The 15,350-nt window shown below is 36.9% G+C and carries 17 protein-coding genes; 11 read left to right on the top strand and 6 right to left on the bottom strand.

Annotated elements, in window-relative coordinates:
* Positions 1 to 150: 150 nt before the first annotated feature.
* A complete protein-coding gene (gene dapF / locus G9F74_RS08420) occupies positions 151 to 1,017 on the top strand; it encodes a diaminopimelate epimerase (protein ID WP_016107199.1) in 867 nt (288 codons plus the stop codon).
* Positions 1,018 to 1,058: 41 nt separating this feature from the next.
* On the top strand, positions 1,059 to 1,412 hold the full coding sequence (locus tag G9F74_RS08415; protein WP_000573824.1) for a HesB/IscA family protein: 354 nt from the start codon (positions 1,059 to 1,061) through the stop codon (positions 1,410 to 1,412).
* Positions 1,413 to 1,563: 151 nt separating this feature from the next.
* On the opposite strand, the gene G9F74_RS08410 is transcribed toward G9F74_RS08415, so the two are convergent.
* Positions 1,564 to 2,127 (bottom strand): GNAT family N-acetyltransferase, encoded by a 564-nt coding sequence (locus tag G9F74_RS08410; protein WP_001068187.1) that lies wholly within the window; start codon positions 2,125 to 2,127, stop codon positions 1,564 to 1,566.
* Positions 2,128 to 2,356: 229 nt separating this feature from the next.
* Between G9F74_RS08410 and G9F74_RS08405 the strand changes: the two genes are divergently transcribed.
* Together G9F74_RS08405 and G9F74_RS08400 are read left to right on the top strand one after the other, a co-directional pair.
* Entirely contained in the window at positions 2,357 to 2,455 is a 99-nt protein-coding gene (locus G9F74_RS08405; RefSeq protein WP_225893378.1) for a methyltransferase, read from the top strand.
* Positions 2,456 to 2,561: 106 nt separating this feature from the next.
* Complete coding sequence (locus G9F74_RS08400) at positions 2,562 to 2,915, top strand: YxeA family protein (protein ID WP_000833123.1); 354 nt, start codon at positions 2,562 to 2,564, stop codon at positions 2,913 to 2,915.
* Between the two features lie 28 nt (positions 2,916 to 2,943).
* Here G9F74_RS08400 and G9F74_RS08395 read toward each other — a convergent pair whose 3' ends face one another.
* Positions 2,944 to 3,405, bottom strand: a complete 462-nt coding sequence (locus tag G9F74_RS08395) for a 2-thiouracil desulfurase family protein (protein WP_000635478.1) — start codon at positions 3,403 to 3,405, stop codon at positions 2,944 to 2,946.
* A gap of 80 nt (positions 3,406 to 3,485) precedes the next feature.
* Between G9F74_RS08395 and G9F74_RS08390 the strand changes: the two genes are divergently transcribed.
* The gene (locus G9F74_RS08390; protein ID WP_016107198.1) at positions 3,486 to 4,367 is read left to right on the top strand and encodes a helix-turn-helix domain-containing protein; all 882 of its coding nucleotides are present in this window, start codon (positions 3,486 to 3,488) and stop codon (positions 4,365 to 4,367) included.
* Positions 4,368 to 4,384: 17 nt separating this feature from the next.
* On the opposite strand, the gene G9F74_RS08385 is transcribed toward G9F74_RS08390, so the two are convergent.
* The 3 genes from G9F74_RS08385 to G9F74_RS08370 all read right to left on the bottom strand — a co-directional run bounded on the left by G9F74_RS08385 (position 4,385) and on the right by G9F74_RS08370 (position 7,571).
* Positions 4,385 to 5,632 (bottom strand): MFS transporter, encoded by a 1,248-nt coding sequence (locus G9F74_RS08385; RefSeq protein ID WP_000391933.1) that lies wholly within the window; start codon positions 5,630 to 5,632, stop codon positions 4,385 to 4,387.
* A 319-nt stretch (positions 5,633 to 5,951) separates the two neighbouring features.
* Positions 5,952 to 6,431, bottom strand: coding sequence for a GyrI-like domain-containing protein (locus G9F74_RS08375; RefSeq protein ID WP_000606662.1), 480 nt, complete (start codon positions 6,429 to 6,431; stop codon positions 5,952 to 5,954).
* A gap of 150 nt (positions 6,432 to 6,581) precedes the next feature.
* On the bottom strand, positions 6,582 to 7,571 hold the full coding sequence (locus G9F74_RS08370; RefSeq protein WP_000829781.1) for an NAD(P)/FAD-dependent oxidoreductase: 990 nt from the start codon (positions 7,569 to 7,571) through the stop codon (positions 6,582 to 6,584).
* Between the two features lie 462 nt (positions 7,572 to 8,033).
* On the opposite strand from G9F74_RS08370, the gene G9F74_RS08365 reads away from it, so the two are divergent.
* The 5 genes from G9F74_RS08365 to pepA all read left to right on the top strand — a co-directional run bounded on the left by G9F74_RS08365 (position 8,034) and on the right by pepA (position 12,683).
* On the top strand, positions 8,034 to 9,242 hold the full coding sequence (locus G9F74_RS08365) for an NAD(P)/FAD-dependent oxidoreductase (RefSeq protein WP_016107197.1): 1,209 nt from the start codon (positions 8,034 to 8,036) through the stop codon (positions 9,240 to 9,242).
* A 123-nt stretch (positions 9,243 to 9,365) separates the two neighbouring features.
* Positions 9,366 to 9,872: an NUDIX hydrolase gene (locus G9F74_RS08360; RefSeq protein ID WP_000415303.1), complete on the top strand. Its 507-nt coding sequence runs from the start codon at positions 9,366 to 9,368 to the stop codon at positions 9,870 to 9,872.
* Positions 9,869 to 10,186 carry a YuiB family protein gene (locus G9F74_RS08355; RefSeq protein WP_000027018.1) on the top strand — a complete coding sequence of 106 codons (318 nt, stop codon included), beginning with the start codon at positions 9,869 to 9,871 and terminating at the stop codon, positions 10,184 to 10,186. Before G9F74_RS08360 ends, G9F74_RS08355 begins: the two co-directional genes overlap by 4 nt.
* Before the next feature lie 86 nt (positions 10,187 to 10,272).
* Positions 10,273 to 10,899, top strand: a complete 627-nt coding sequence (locus tag G9F74_RS08350; protein WP_000920107.1) for a 3D domain-containing protein — start codon at positions 10,273 to 10,275, stop codon at positions 10,897 to 10,899.
* Positions 10,900 to 11,198: 299 nt separating this feature from the next.
* The gene (gene pepA, locus G9F74_RS08345; RefSeq protein ID WP_000487963.1) at positions 11,199 to 12,683 is read left to right on the top strand and encodes a cytosol aminopeptidase; all 1,485 of its coding nucleotides are present in this window, start codon (positions 11,199 to 11,201) and stop codon (positions 12,681 to 12,683) included.
* 147 nt (positions 12,684 to 12,830) lie between these two features.
* On the opposite strand, the gene cdaS is transcribed toward pepA, so the two are convergent.
* Positions 12,831 to 13,436 (bottom strand): sporulation-specific diadenylate cyclase CdaS, encoded by a 606-nt coding sequence (gene cdaS / locus G9F74_RS08340; RefSeq protein WP_001158744.1) that lies wholly within the window; start codon positions 13,434 to 13,436, stop codon positions 12,831 to 12,833.
* Between the two features lie 143 nt (positions 13,437 to 13,579).
* On the opposite strand from cdaS, the gene G9F74_RS08335 reads away from it, so the two are divergent.
* Positions 13,580 to 15,304, top strand: a complete 1,725-nt coding sequence (locus G9F74_RS08335) for a phospho-sugar mutase (RefSeq protein ID WP_001104199.1) — start codon at positions 13,580 to 13,582, stop codon at positions 15,302 to 15,304.
* Positions 15,305 to 15,350 lie beyond the last annotated feature (46 nt).

Genomic DNA, 15,350 nt, shown 5'->3' with positions numbered 1-15,350 from the left:
TTTTAGAAGGGCTTTTTTCCTACACAATTTGTGCAAGAATGGCTCATCGCCAAATGTTGTCAAATATGAGAAACGGGGGACATTCATATTGTGTTCTAAAAGCATGCATTCTATACTTAAAATAACAAATTATTTTTGGAGTGAATACAAATGAGCCAATTTTCTTTTACAAAAATGCATGGTCTTGGCAATAGTTATATATATGTAAATATGTTTGAGGAACAAATTCTTGAAGAAGATTTAGCTCTTGTGGCGGAAAAAGTTTCAAATATTAATACTGGTATTGGGGCAGATGGAATGATTTTAATTTGTCCTTCTGACGTAGCTCCGGTGAAAATGCGCATGTTTAATAACGATGGTTCAGAAGGGAAGAGCTGCGGCAACGGTTTACGCTGCGTAGCGAAATATGCGTATCAGCATAAACTAGTAGAAGAAACAGTTTTCGCAATTGAAACGTTAGCCGGAATTGTAACGGCTGAAGTAACGGTAGAAGATGGTGTAGTAACATTAGCAAAAATCGATATGGGAGCACCGCGTTTAACACGTGGAGAAATCCCGATGCTTGGTGAAAGTGAAACACCGTTTGTTCGTGAAAACTTCTTATACAATAATCATCGGTATGCATTTACAGCTGTTTCAATGGGGAATCCGCATGCGGTTATTTTTGTTGATGATGTAGAAAAAGCGCCACTTACAACACTTGGGCCAGTCCTTGAGACACATGAAATGTTCCCAGAGCGAGTAAATGTTGAATTTATCGAAATTTTGAATGATGACGAGATGAACTTCCGTGTTTGGGAACGTGGATCTGGTGTAACACAAGCTTGCGGGACAGGAGCATGTGCTGCAGTTGTAGCTGCTATTTTAAATGGAAAGATGGAACGTGGTAAAGAGATTACAGTTCATTTAGCTGGCGGCGATTTAATGATTGCATGGACAGAAGAAGGAAATGTGTTAATGAAAGGACCTGCGGAAGTAATTTGCCGCGGAGTGTATGAGTACAAGATAGAAGCGTAAAGATGTATAATAGAATGAGAACAGAAAGGATGGTGTATTTCATGATTGAAGTAACAGAACAAGCAGCTTTTCAAATTAAAGATATGTTAAAAGATGCTGAAGATGGAGAGAAGTACGTGCGCCTTGCTGTACATGGCGGCGGATGTAGTGGTCTTTCTTACGGCTTAGGATTTGAAGTAGAACCAAAAGAAGACGACACAGTTCTTGAATTTTTCGGTGTTGAATTTGTTATCGATAAAGAAAGTGCTCCAATTGTTAAAGGAGTAAAAGTTGATTATAAACAATCGATGCTTGGCGGCGGATTCACAATTGATAATCCAAACGCAATCGCATCATGCGGATGTGGATCATCTTTCCGTACAGCGACGAATGCTGGTAAGCCAGAAGAGTGCTAAGTTTTTGGCAGAAATAGAGAAAGACCTTTTTAGCGATGGAATACAATCGTTAAGGAGGTCTTTTCTTTTGTCGTGAAAAATCAAAAAGCCACCTTCTAAATTTAGAAATCAGCCTCAAGATATGTTGTGCAACGAGTTTTAAAGTCTTAATCTAATTTATCTTTGCATAGATGCAGGTATCAGTTAGTTGTTTGCCGTCAGCTGAAACATCTTCATTACGTAATATCCCTTCAAGCTCAAAGCCTAGTTTTTCAGGAATCGCACGACTTTTTGTGTTATTACGTTCACATCTTATTTCAATCCTTCTAAATTTGAATAACTGAAATCCAAGGTTTATTAACGCACTTACTGTTTCTGTCATATATCCATTGCCACTAAATTGGGTGTTAATCCAGTATCCAATTTCACATTTAGAAACCTTCCAATCAATCGCGTGAAGGCTAGCAGTTCCGATAAAATTATTCGTCTCCTTATGATAGATAAGATAGCGAAAGCTTTCTCTTTTCAAAAAATTTATATGTGCATTTCTAAGGAGAATTTCCGTTTCTTCAACAGTAGGAATGGACTGGAATAAAGACAACCATTGCTTTAATTCATGAATTGAATCTTTAATAGCTTTATGTACTACATTCCCTTCACCTGCTTGCAGTGGTGCTCGAAGAATGAGTTTGTCTGTTTCTATTTGTAACGGAACATCTAATAAAATAGGATTCATATTATTTCTCCCCTCGAAAACTTTAAATTAGGAAATAATGAAATTTATGTAATAAAAAAACTTTCAGCCAAAAGTTAGAAAATAATAAATATATATTCAATTCATCGTTTACAAATCCCTTTTCACATATTGAAAACGAAATCGCTAGCTGGTTGAGTAAGGAATTATTATTTTTTATCTATTTTCTTACGATTTTTGTCTTTTGCATAATAGAAGTTGGCTGATGTGTATGAAGAAGTTTGATGAAGTAGTAGCAACTGATTCGAAGGTAGAATCTGTCCTCGTTCCAATTGGTGTTGGAATGACTATTTCTAAAGTGAAGAAATAATTATTATCTTACAAAAGTGTAATGTTCATGTCATGTTTTTGAATTTCTTCTTTAAAGCCTGAGCTTTAAGATAAGAATATAAGAAAAAACATTTGAGGTGAAGGAAATGAAAAGATACATTGCACTTTTTAGTATTTTAGTTGTATTTGCAAGTCTGTTAGTTGGTTGTGATATTAATCGTTTAGGAAAAGATGAGTATTATGTTCAAGTTACAGCTGATGGAATTGAAAAAAATGAGAAGTTTGATAACGGAGAGCCACATAAATATTTCGAGTATAAATTAAAAGGATTCGATAAAGGTGGAGAAGAAAAAGAATTGGAATTCACAGCTCCAAAAAATCTTCGCAAAGAAGCATTCTTACGCGTATACAATTCAGATAAAAAAGGTGTAACAGCTTGGGAAGAAGTGAAAAAAGACGAGCTTCCAGCGAAAGTTAAAGAAAAATTAGGTGCAAAATAAGAAAGAAAAATGGAATTGACGAACAGGGTCAATTCCTTTTTATATTCTCAAAATCCTCTTCTGAAATGACTGTAAATCCATGTCTTTTGAATAAAGCAGTTGTTACCCCGTAACCGGTTTGTTTATTCCCGTTAAATTCTCCAGTGTAAATTGTAGAACTACCACAAGATGGACTACGTTCTTTTAAAATAATATATTCTGGGTGTAAGTCTTTAAGTTGTTCTAATGCTTTATAAGCACCATTTACGAAAGCTTCTGTGACATCTTCTCCATCTTTTGTCATCACTTTCGCTTTTCCGTCCAAAACGTCATCGCCATTCCCACCAATAATTTCAGCGGAAGGACGAGGCGTCGGTAGTCCTCCTAATACTTCAGGACAAATGAGGACTGTATCTTCTTTGTGCAAAAGTTCCTCTATTTTTGAAACGAGATTGTCATTCCCATCATAACGACAAGCGATACCACCTAAACAAGCGCTAATTACAATCATATTTTCATCTCCAATAAAGAAATATTAACTATCACGCCAATTTCTCTTCCTGCTTCTTACTTATAAATGAGGTGATAAGAATGGGAAGCTTATATAATTTAATGAAACCATATAGTGAATTTCAAAGTAAAGAGGAGTTTAATATATATCAAAAACAAGTTTTGAAATATTATCGATTTCAATTAAATAAAACGGATGCTACCATTATTCATTTTTTAGGAAAGTATGCGGTGAATGAGAAACAGAAAACAGTAGGAGTTGCTTGTCCGTTAATGGAGACGATTGCGACGAATGTTGGAAAGAGTATTCGTACAGTACGCCGCTCCATTGCAAAGTTAGAGGGACTAGGAATTATAAAGCGTGTTGCGACAAAAGAAAGACATAAGCGCGGCGGGTATAGTGCGAACTTATATATTTTTCTTATATCTGCAATTGACCGCATGGATGACCGTATGAAAATGTCCGCATGTGAAAGTGAGGATTATGCAGCTGGCTGTAGTAAAAATGAGCAAAAATATGAGGGGGAAACAATTCTTTTTAAAAACATTCCACAAATAAAAGAGAAAAGAAAAATAACGTATGAGCTTGATGAAACGTATTGCCGTCACGATATACCGAAGTCTTTTATATACGCACTGGTGCCGATGACAAGTAATCCGAAGAAGATTAATATATTTTGGAGTAAGGTGGAACTTGCGTATAAAAAGAGTGGCTTACTAGAGCAAGGTGTTTTATTAGAGCAAATATTAGCTGATGAAGAAGTGAACGGAAATTTCATTTGGCGCGTGAAAAGTGTTGTGAGGGCACATAAATATGGGGAAATTCGTAAAGATATTGGGGCACTTTTTTACAGTACAGTGCGAGATTTATTTTTTGAGGTTGGATTAGAGTGGGGAGCAGTATTAAGGAGGAGAAAGGGACTACATCTATTTGATCCGTTTAAAAAAGAGCCATGCTTATAATACATGACTCTTGCTTGTTAATCGAATTTCCTTACAACTGGAACACGAATCGCTACAAATAGTACGAAGACGATAACGGCGATTGCACCGCTTTTCATAACGGTTACGATTGGAATTCCTATTGCAAGTGCAATGGATGTGAATGCATAAGAGAGCGGGATAAAGCCCATTGATGATAGCATAAGTAAACTCATTACACGCCCCATCATCTCTTCTTTTACAGTTGCTTGAATCATTGCCATAAGTGGAACGATCGCCATTGCGATTGTAATACCGTAAAACATGCCAGCTAATAATGCCTGCCAAAGTACCGTACTAAAGTTAATGGATAAGAAGAATATACCAGACAGTAGCATCATGATAATGCAAAATAGGCCGCGTCTACGATTAATATTCTTTAAACCAACAATGACAGCGCCTATCGCCATTCCACCACCAACAGCAGCTTCTAAGTAACTGAACTGAAGTGAATCACCGTGCAGGACATTTTTAACGAAGAGCGGGAAACCGACTTGCATCGGACCGATTAAAAATAAGTTTAGAAAGGCGCTACAAATAAGGAAAGTTGAAAGGAATGGTGATTCCTTTACATATAAGATTCCTTCTTTAATAGAAGTAAACATGCCTTTGTCGGTATCTTTTTGCTCTGACATCGTAAATTGTATTTTTTGGACGAGTATGGCCGCAACGATCAGTAGTAAAATCGTAATCGAAAAGATTGTTTCATAGTTCGTAAATTTGATGAGAATTCCACCAAGTACAGGGCCCAAGATGACCGACGCTTGATTCGTCATTTGTGTAAGTGAATTTGCCTGCGTTAAGCGGCTTTTTTCTACAAGTTCGGGCAGAATAGATCCATCTGCGGACCAGAAAAAAGCATCAGCAAGTCCAAAGAATAAAGCGAATAAAGCAAATGTATATAGTGTTACATCACCGACGATGAACCATGTGAGAATGGTTGCGACAAGAATCGCTCGAATAATATTGGAGTAAAACATAATATTTTTTTTCGGGAATTTATCAGCTACAGCGCCGCCGATAATCATAAAAATAAGCCTTGGAACACTAAGAGCTACGAAAACAACACCGAGTGAAGCCTCAAGGTTTAATGTTTTTGCTATGTACCACGTTTGTGAAAAAGTAAAAAAGGCTAAAGCAAAGCTTGAAAAAAGAGTAGCTGCCCAAAGAAAAAGGAAATTCGTATTTTTTAATAACGGTTTTCCGCTTCCTTCTAAAGCAGTTTTATTTTGTTGTAGTTCCTCCATATTGCTTCCTTTCTATGTGACAAATTTAAACTAAAAAACCTATTAACAATCGTTTTATCCTGCGTTAACGGGCAGTAAAAATCCCACCTCAAAATTCGGTTCGAGCAAAGAAGTTAGGTGGGAGACCAACTGCCCGTAAACGTCCGATTGGTGAAGGCTAATACTCAGTGGGGGATGAACAAAACCCCCACTGAGTATAGTTTCACTTTATACAGTTTCTAATATTTCTATACTGCACTTTCTCATTGTAGACAATAATAATGAATTTGCCCAGTAGCTATTTAACGACAAAAAAAGAAGATACCAAAGAGTATCTTCTTTAAGCTAATGCGATATAAATATCTACTTGCACATTATTTGGGTCTACCGCTTTTTCATCATACAGTTCGAAATCTGTTGTAAAAGCACGTTTGTTTTCTTTCGACCATTGCCAAATGTATTCCCAAGCTTCGCACACGACTTCAGAAACTGGGCCTTTTCTCGATGTAAATACCGCATATGTAGCGGCAGGTATTGTTAAAGTTGTCATATTTTCAGGAACGTCTTTTAATGAAGAAACGGGCATAGCGATTGTAAATTTATATGTACCAGTTTCATCTGATTCGTAGTTTGAATAGAAAGCGAACGTTTCCTTTGTTTGTTGATTTGGGATGTGATGCATCATTTGTTCTTGGAAGTATTTGTTCCAAAGCCCTGGGATTTTTCCTTCAGTAGACGCCTCTTTTTCATTTGTCGTTGTAAGAGAAACACCGATTGCTTGGAAAGCTTCTTTTTTTACGATAATGGGTTCGTTAATCATGAAAATTCCTCCTTTTAAATAAGAACGTTTGTTCTGTTTTATTGTAACATGTTTTTGGGGAAAAGTAGAGCTTTTTAGAAAGTGTTACTTTTTTGAGGAGATATAAAAGAAACCCTTTCATATGTGAAAAGGGTTCTTCGTAGTTCTATATTAAAACATACTGGAGCTATGCATTGGTTGAAGTTTTGCGTTTGGATCGAAGTAAGCTTTTGCATTGTTTACTGCTGTCGGTGCTTCACCAAATCCACAAGCGATAAGTTTTACTTTTCCTTCATATGTACAAATGTCACCAGCAGCGTAAATGCCAGGAATATTTGTTTCCATTTTTGAATTCACAAGAATGCTATTTTTTTGTATATCTAAGCCCCAGTTTTTAATTGGGCCAAGAGAAGAAACGAAGCCGTAGTTTACAATTACGTCATCAACATCGATGATAAGTTTTTCTTCTGTTTTTACGTGTTGAAGAACGACTTGTTCAATTTTATCATCACCAATAAGTTCAACTGGAACGTACGGTGTGCTTACTTCTGCACGAGAATTCATTAAGCTTTCGACGCTATGCTCATGTGCACGGAATTTATCACGGCGATGAACGATTGTAACTTTGTCAGCAATCGGTTCTAACATCATCGTCCAGTCTACGGCTGAGTCGCCGCCGCCAAATACAACAACACGCTTGCCAGCAAATTTATTCATATCATCAACGAAATAATGTAAGTTTTTCTTTTCGTATTTTGCGGTCCCCTCTAATTCTAAGCGGCGTGGCTGGAAAGCACCATTACCAGCAGTAATAATGACTGATTTAGAATAGTGAGTTTGTTTATTCGTAACAAGTTTAAATATACCGTCAGCTTGTTTCTCAAGCGTATCAACAGCTTCTTCTAAGCAAACTGTTGGATCAAATTTCTTCATTTGCTCTTTTAAGTTATCAACTAACTCTTGTGCACGCACTTTTGGGAATCCAGCTACATCATAAATGTATTTTTCAGGGTAGAGTGCGGATAATTGTCCTCCAAGTTGAGGTAAGCTTTCAATGATTTTTACACTTGCTTGTCTCATACCGCCATAAAATGCTGTGAAAAGTCCAGTTGGACCACCACCAATAATTGTTATGTCGTAAACTTTTTGATTTTCTGCCACTTTCATTCCCCCTATAGATGGAATTTTGATATTGATTTCATATATTGTTCATATGTACATGAAAATCCTGCAAATGATGATACTTTCAAATAAATGATAGCATATTTCAGTTCATAATACTTCTGAAAACGACTGAATTATAAGTAAGTTTCCGCATAGATGTTTTTTACATTGTATAAAATATACAGAAAGGAAAATACATGAAAAAAAGGCTGAAAAACCCTTGTAAACGCTATGTTATTTTAAAATATTGATAATTCGCTAGGTGCTTGAATTATGGAATAAAACCGACTAATATAGGGAAGTATTATGTTAAATTTCTATGACAAAATTCGTACGATTTTTTGACTGCGTTTTGTTACGATATAGAATGTGATAAATTCCACATTCTTGACAAATAGAGTTTTTAGTACTTGGTATTATTTTTCATTACTATTATATAAAGAAAAGGGTTGTGATTTGGTGAAGACTCCAAAAATCGTAGTTTTAGGTGCAGGTTATGGCGGGATGATTACGACTGTTCGTCTGCAAAAAGCATTATCTGTAAATGAAGCTGAAATTACGTTAGTAAACAACAACAGCTATCACTACCAAGCGACTTGGTTACATGAGAGTGCAGCTGGTACATTACAAGATGAAAAAATCTGTCTAGATATTCAAGACGTTATCGATACAAATAAAGTGAACTTTGTACAAGATACAGTAGTAGAAATTAAAGCTGCTGAAAAACGCATTATCTTAAAAGACGGCGAGTTAGAGTATGACTACTTAGTAATTGGTCTTGGTTTCGAATCAGAAACATTCGGAATTACAGGATTAAAAGAGCATGCATTCTCAATCGCTAACATTAATGCAACTCGTGAAATTCGTGAGCATATGGAAGCTAGTTTCGCTAAATATGCAACTGAACAACGCGATGAGTTAGTAACAATCGTTGTTGGTGGTGCTGGATTTACTGGTATCGAGTACGTAGGTGAGCTTGCAAACCGTGTTCCTGAACTTTGCAAAGAGTACAATGTACCACGTGAAAAAGCACGTATCATCTGTGTAGAAGCTGCTCCAACAGCACTTCCAGGTTTCGATCCAGCGTTAGTAGAATACGCTGTAAAACAACTTGAGAAAAAAGGTGTAGAATTCCGCATCGGTACAGCAATTAAAGAAGCAACTGAAGAAGGTATTATCGTTGCGAATGGCGATGACACTGAATTAATTAAGTCTGAAACAGTAGTTTGGGCTGCAGGTGTTCGTGGTAACGGTATTGTGGAAGAGTCTGGCTTTGAAGCAATGCGCGGACGTGTAAAAGTCGATGAGCACATGCACGCTCCAGGATACGAAGATGTATTCATGGTTGGTGATGCAGCGTTAATCATTAACGAAGAAATTAACCGTCCATATCCACCAACAGCACAAATTGCAATACAACAAGGTTACAACATTGCACATAACTTAACTGTGTTAGTTCGTGGTAAGGGCGAAATGAAAAAATTCGCATTCAACAATAAAGGATCTGTATGTTCTTTAGGGCATGACGATGCAATGGGCGTTGTTATGGGTAAAAAGTTAACAGGTTGGAAAGCTTCCTTCATGAAGAAAGTAATTGATAACCGTTACCTATTCTTATTAGGTGGACCTTTATTAGTTCTTAAAAAAGGTAAATTAAAGTTCTTTTAATATATAATAGAAAAAGCAGAAACGGCTAAGAGCTGTTTCTGCTTTTTTCATATTAAAAATATAGTATAATATATAAAAAAGAAAGAATATTCTGTCCGTTCCGGTGGAGGAGGTTATTACATCATGGAGAAACGAGGGAAAGTGTGGTTAGCTGTTAGTGGTTTAGTAGCTACAAAAGATGGCAGGTGGCTATTTGTTAAGAAAAAATACAGTGGATTAAAGGGGAAATGGTCTTTGCCAGCTGGTTTTGTAAATGAAGGTGAGACGGTTGATGAAGCTGTGAAACGTGAAGTATTAGAAGAGACAGGTATTGTCGCTCATGTGAAGGGGATTATAGGTATTCGGTCGGGCGTTATTCGTAATGAAATTAGTGATAATATGATTATTTTCCTTTTGGAGCCTGAAGGGGAAAATATTATTGTACAGGAGAAGGAATTGTCTGAAGTAGCATTTTTACATCCAGAGACGATTGCTGACGATCCCAATACGTCTATACTTATTAAATATTTGCTAGAAAGAAGATCAGAACTACATCTTGAAATGGACAAAACATTAAATCCAGGAGAGCAATTTGGTTATACAGCCTATCACGTATTTACGGCGCATGCGAAGGAGAGGGAGAAAGAGTGAGTATACCGGTACTACTTATTTCAATGATGTTATTCTTTATTTTGTTTTTTGGAATTGGATTTTTACTCAACATGATTTTGCGAGCTACATGGGTAATGGTTATTGTGTATCCGATTGTTTGTATGCTTATTATTAATAAAGCGAGTGTGTGGGATTATTTTTCAAAGCCGAAAGAAACATTTTCTTCATTTGGGACAAGTGTATCGCATTTAGGACAAGCCGATATGTTTATTTTATCTACTGGATTAGTAGGTGCTGCTTTGGCAGGAATCGTAATTAAGAAACTTCGAAAGAGTGGATATCAAATGTTTTAATCTCCAATCAATTTGGAGATTATTTTTTTGCATATTCCTTCATCGTATAGGGAATGATTAACGATGAAGGAGTGTGGAATATAAAAATGTTAAAACGATATTGTATTCGCATTATGATGACTTGTTTACTTGTATCCGCATTATGCGTAACATGGAAGGCTTTCACAGGAGTTTCTTTATTAGAGATTGTAAAGAAATATGAGGGAACGAGTGCAAAAGAAGTACATGCAGCAGAAGTTAAGAGAAATGTTGCTCCGAGTAAAGAAGTGATAAATGCTTTAGAGCAGGCAAACGACTGGTCTAAATATCGTTCAATTGAAATGACTGCAACTGGTTATACGTCAGGAGTGGAGTCAACTGGTAAGAGTCCAGGACATCCAGAGTATGGTATTACATATTCAGGTGTTAAAGCGAAAAGGGATTTATATTCTACAATCGCTGCGGATTTACGTGTATTCCCGATTGGAACGATTTTATTCGTGCCAGATTACGGATATGGGGTTGTCGCTGATAAGGGCGGTGCTATAAAAGGAAACCGTCTCGATTTATATTATGATACGGTGAAAGATGTTTATAGCCAATGGGGTAAGAAAAAAGTAAATGTATATGTAGTTAAGGTAGGAAATGGTAAGTTTACAGAAGAAGAGTTAACGATGTTAAATGAAGACGAAACGATGCAAGTGTTTCGTGGCCAATATTTAAAACAAAGATAGTCTAGTGGTAATTACGCTAGACTTTTTTATTTGATAATAGAAGAAAGATGGATCACCCCGCTATTTGTGGGCAGTAAAACCCCCACCTCAAAATTCAGCGAAAGCAAAGAAATTAGGCGGGGGGCGGGCTGCCCATAAAAGCCCGATTGGTGAAGGCTAATGATCAGTGGGGGATGAAGAAAAACACCACTGATTAAAGGTTCACTTTATATAGGATGTAACAGAAGTTAGAATTGTCGCATTTTATCGAAAATAAAGTTATAATAAAGGCAGAGTAGAGAAATTTAGGGGGTCTGAACATGTTTCAAGTACAAAAAGAATTAGCAGGTCATGAAGCGGTAATTGTTGCCTTATTTGAAGAAGAGAAAACGAGTAGTTTTGTACAAGAACTGGACAAAGCGTTTGAAGGGCAATTACAAGTTTTATTAGAAGAGAAAGAACTTTCTACTAAGAAGAAAGCTATTTCAAAAGTACATAGTTTAGGAAAAACAAATGTAAAACGCTATTACTTCGTCGGTTTAGGAAAGAAAGAATCTTATACGACAGAAACGTTACGTGCGGCTCTTGGTAAGGCGTTTAAAACGTTACAGGCAGCAAAAGTACAAGATGCAGCAATCTTACTTGATTCTTTCGTAACAGAGAAATTAGATGTGATTGATGTAGCTCATATAGCGGCAGAAGTACAAGGTCTTGGTACATATGAATTACAAACGTATAAATCAGATAAAAAGGATCGTGTAGAGTTAGAGAAGTTCACGGCTATTACAGCGGAAGATGCACAGGAAATTGAAGCTGCATTAACAGTTGGCTACGTGCATGGACGCGCAACAAATTCGGCTCGTACACTTGTAAATATGCCGCCAAACGTATTAACAGCGACGAAGCTTGCTGAGTATGCTGTTGAGTTAGCGGAAAAGTATGATATGGATTATAAAGTTCTTGAGAAAGAAGAGATGGAAGATCTTGGTATGGGTGCGTTACTTGCAGTAAACCAAGGTAGTACAGAGCCGCCAAAAATGATTGCTCTTATTTATAAAGGAAAAGAAGAGTGGACAGATGTCATTGGATTTGTTGGAAAAGGAATCACATACGATACAGGTGGTTATTCTTTAAAACCACGTGAAGGCATGGTCGGTATGAAAGGTGATATGGGCGGTGCTGCTGCTGTATTAGGTGCGATGGAAATTATCGGTGAACTTCGCCCAGAGCAAAATGTGATCGCTGTTATTCCATCAACTGATAACGTTGTAAGTGGTACAGCATTTAAGCCAGACGATGTAATTACATCTATGAGCGGAAAAACAATTGAAGTATTAAATACAGATGCAGAAGGTCGCCTTGCGTTAGCGGACGGTATTACGTATGCGAAAAAACTAGGTGCAAACTACCTTATTGATGTTGCGACATTAACAGGCGGTGTAATTGTTGCACTTGGAAATCATACGACAGGCGCAATGACAAACAATGAAGAGTTGTTTGAGCAAGTACTAGAAGCTTCTATGGAAACGGATGAATCAATTTGGCAATTACCGATTTTTGATCGTGATAAAGAACGCGTTCGAAACAGTAAGTTTGCTGATTTAAATAACTCACCAGGCCGTGAAGGGCATGCGGTTATGGCAGGTACATTCCTAGGTGAATTTGCTGAAGATACACCGTGGGTACACTTAGATATCGCTGGAACATCTGAAACATCAGGAGCAAATGATTTAGGGCCGGCCGGGGCAACAGGTGCAATGGTACGTACACTTGCAACACTTGTTGAGCGTTTCGGGGAAGAATAATTTTTGAAGAAAAGACTGTCTCAAACATTTGAGGCAGTCTTTTCTTATTGATATGGTACGAGTGTGATCAGTTTTGGTCGGTAAGTCGATACAACTTCATTTACTATTATGCTGTTTAAAAACGTGTGGCATAGTGAAAGGCTCGTCTTATAAAGAAATCGTATATAACGTCCCGCTTAAAGCAAAGGAAGTACGTCCTGTTTCTTCAGAGACAACTAAAATAAGTGCGTCACTTTTTTCTGATAAGCCAATTGCAGCTCTGTGACGTGTTCCTAGTTCAGGATCAACTTCCATACTTTTCGTTAACGGAAGAATATTAGCTGCTGAAACAATATGATTATTTTTAACGAGAACGGCTCCGTCATGAAGAGGATTACCTGGATAAAAAATTGATTCGAGTAACGGTGCAGTTAAATGAGCGTTTAATGTTGTGCCAGTTTGAATACAAGATTCAAGCGTCTCGTTTCGTTCCACAACGATAAGAGCACCGTGTTTGCGGGCACTTAAATGTTGGACAGCAGTTGTGATAAAATGTGAGCTTTCTGTATAAGGTGATAAATACGCCTGAATATAGTATGTAGCTGCCAATGTTTGTACATTTGCCAACATATGATGAATCTCTTCCATTTTACATAAAATACATTCATCTTCTTTATCAATCGCTTGCCTCATAATAGATAATTCTTTTTCAGCGCTTTCAATCATTTGCTTTGTTTGTATTTTGAGCTCTTCGGACAAGCCCCATTCTTGCATAATCCTCATTCCCTTTGGTGGAGTATTTAACCATAGTGTATACAAATATTCCTAGTAAAATCCTGCTATATTTTATAAAATATTGAGATACAGGTTGTTTTTTTCATATAATAAAGGTATGACAAGCGGGAGGAGATAGAGATATGAATTGGAAACAAGAATTTAGTCGCTGGCTTTCATATGCAGAATTAGACGTAGAATTAAAAGAACAGCTAGAAAACATGAAGCAAGATGAGAAGAAAATTGAGGATAGCTTTTATAAAAATTTAGAGTTCGGTACAGGTGGTATGCGTGGTGAACTTGGTGCTGGTACGAACCGATTAAATGTATATACAGTTCGTAAAGCGACACAAGGATTAGCGAAATTTATTGAAAAATTAGGTGAAGAAGCAAAGGAACGTGGTGTTGTTGTAGCATATGATTCTCGTCATAAATCACCTGAATTTGCAATGGAAGTAGCTGCAACACTTGGTGCACATGGTATTAAAACATATGTATTTGAAAGCTTACGCCCAACGCCGGTGCTTTCTTTCGCAGTTCGTCATTTACATACAGTAAGTGGAATCGTTCTTACGGCAAGCCATAATCCGCCTGAATATAATGGTTATAAAGTATATGGTGACGATGGTGGACAGTTGCCTCCAAAAGAAGCTGATGAGTTAATTAGTTACGTAAATGCAGTAGAAGATGAATTAACAGTTGAAGTAGCTGATGTAGAGCAATTAAAAGCTGACGGTTTATTACATATTATTGGACAAGAAGTAGATGATGCATATGCTGCAGAATTGAACGATGTCATTATTAATAAAGAAATGGTACAAAAGGTAGGGAAAGACTTAAAAATCGTCTTTACACCATTACACGGAACATCAAATCTTTCTGTACGCCGTGGTTTAGAGGAAGTTGGATTTACAGATGTAACGGTTGTAAAAGAGCAAGAGTTACCAGATCCAAACTTCTCTACAGTAAAATCACCGAACCCAGAAGAGCATGCAGCGTTTGAATATGCAATTCGTGACGGTGAAAAAATTGGTGCAGATGTGCTAATCGCAACAGACCCTGATGCAGACCGTCTAGGTGTAGCAGTTCGTAATCATGATGGTGAGTTCCAAGTATTAACTGGTAACCAAACAGGTGCATTAATGCTTGATTACTTACTATCTCAAAAGAAAGAAAACGGAACGCTTCCAGAGAACGGTGTTGTATTAAAAACAATCGTAACGTCTGAAATTGGTCGTACAATTGCAAAAGCATACGGTTTAGATACAGTTGATACGTTAACTGGATTTAAATTTATTGGTGAGAAAATTAAACAGTATGAAGAAAGCGGACAATATGAATTCCAATTCGGTTATGAGGAAAGCTATGGTTATTTAATCCGTCCATTCTGCCGTGATAAAGATGCGGTACAGTCTGTTTTATTTGCATGTGAAGTAGCTGCATACTACAAATCACAAGGTAAAACGTTATATGATGGTTTATTAGAAGTATTTGAGAAGTACGGTTTCTTCCGTGAAGATCTTGTGTCATTAACGTTAAAAGGGAAAGATGGAGCGGAACAAATTCAAGAGATGATGGCGACATTCCGTGAAAATCCTCCGAAAGAAGTAGCGGGCTTAACAGTCGTAGCGGTTGAAGACTATAAAGCAAGCATCGTTACATCTTTACAAGATGGACATAAAGAAGAGATTCACTTACCGAAATCAAATGTGTTAAAATATCAGTTAGAAGATGGTTCTTGGTTCTGCTTACGTCCATCTGGAACAGAGCCGAAAATCAAGTTTTACTTTGGTGTAAAAGATAATTCTTTACAAAATAGTGAACAAAAGTTACTTACTATTAAAGAAGATATTATGAATCGTTTATAATATAAATTAATTTTAGGTAGTCAGAACAAAAGGGAAGCAAAACTTC

Origin of the sequence: Bacillus sp. EKM202B, from assembly GCF_011066025.1 — a bacterium.
GTDB classification, from domain to species: domain Bacteria; phylum Bacillota; class Bacilli; order Bacillales; family Bacillaceae_G; genus Bacillus_A; species Bacillus_A toyonensis.
Note: the sequence above shows the minus strand (reverse complement) of the source record. Positions and strands in the feature narration are given on the sequence as shown.

Bases quoted from the DNA above. Each gene is read 5' to 3' on its own strand.
- G9F74_RS08395 (WP_000635478.1), bottom strand. From the start codon at position 3,405: ATGATTGTAATTAGCGCTTGTTTAGGTGGTATCGCTTGTCGTTATGAT.
- G9F74_RS08400 (WP_000833123.1), top strand. From the start codon at position 2,562: ATGAAAAGATACATTGCACTTTTTAGTATTTTAGTTGTATTTGCAAGT.
- dapF (WP_016107199.1), top strand. From the start codon at position 151: ATGAGCCAATTTTCTTTTACAAAAATGCATGGTCTTGGCAATAGTTAT.
- G9F74_RS08410 (WP_001068187.1), bottom strand. From the start codon at position 2,127: ATGAATCCTATTTTATTAGATGTTCCGTTACAAATAGAAACAGACAAA.
- G9F74_RS08385 (WP_000391933.1), bottom strand. From the start codon at position 5,632: ATGGAGGAACTACAACAAAATAAAACTGCTTTAGAAGGAAGCGGAAAA.
- G9F74_RS08350 (WP_000920107.1), top strand. From the start codon at position 10,273: ATGTTAAAACGATATTGTATTCGCATTATGATGACTTGTTTACTTGTA.
- G9F74_RS08415 (WP_000573824.1), top strand. From the start codon at position 1,059: ATGATTGAAGTAACAGAACAAGCAGCTTTTCAAATTAAAGATATGTTA.
- G9F74_RS08390 (WP_016107198.1), top strand. From the start codon at position 3,486: ATGGGAAGCTTATATAATTTAATGAAACCATATAGTGAATTTCAAAGT.
- pepA (WP_000487963.1), top strand. From the start codon at position 11,199: ATGTTTCAAGTACAAAAAGAATTAGCAGGTCATGAAGCGGTAATTGTT.
- G9F74_RS08360 (WP_000415303.1), top strand. From the start codon at position 9,366: ATGGAGAAACGAGGGAAAGTGTGGTTAGCTGTTAGTGGTTTAGTAGCT.
- cdaS (WP_001158744.1), bottom strand. From the start codon at position 13,436: ATGCAAGAATGGGGCTTGTCCGAAGAGCTCAAAATACAAACAAAGCAA.
- G9F74_RS08375 (WP_000606662.1), bottom strand. From the start codon at position 6,431: ATGATTAACGAACCCATTATCGTAAAAAAAGAAGCTTTCCAAGCAATC.
- G9F74_RS08335 (WP_001104199.1), top strand. From the start codon at position 13,580: ATGAATTGGAAACAAGAATTTAGTCGCTGGCTTTCATATGCAGAATTA.
- G9F74_RS08405 (WP_225893378.1), top strand. From the start codon at position 2,357: ATGAAGAAGTTTGATGAAGTAGTAGCAACTGATTCGAAGGTAGAATCT.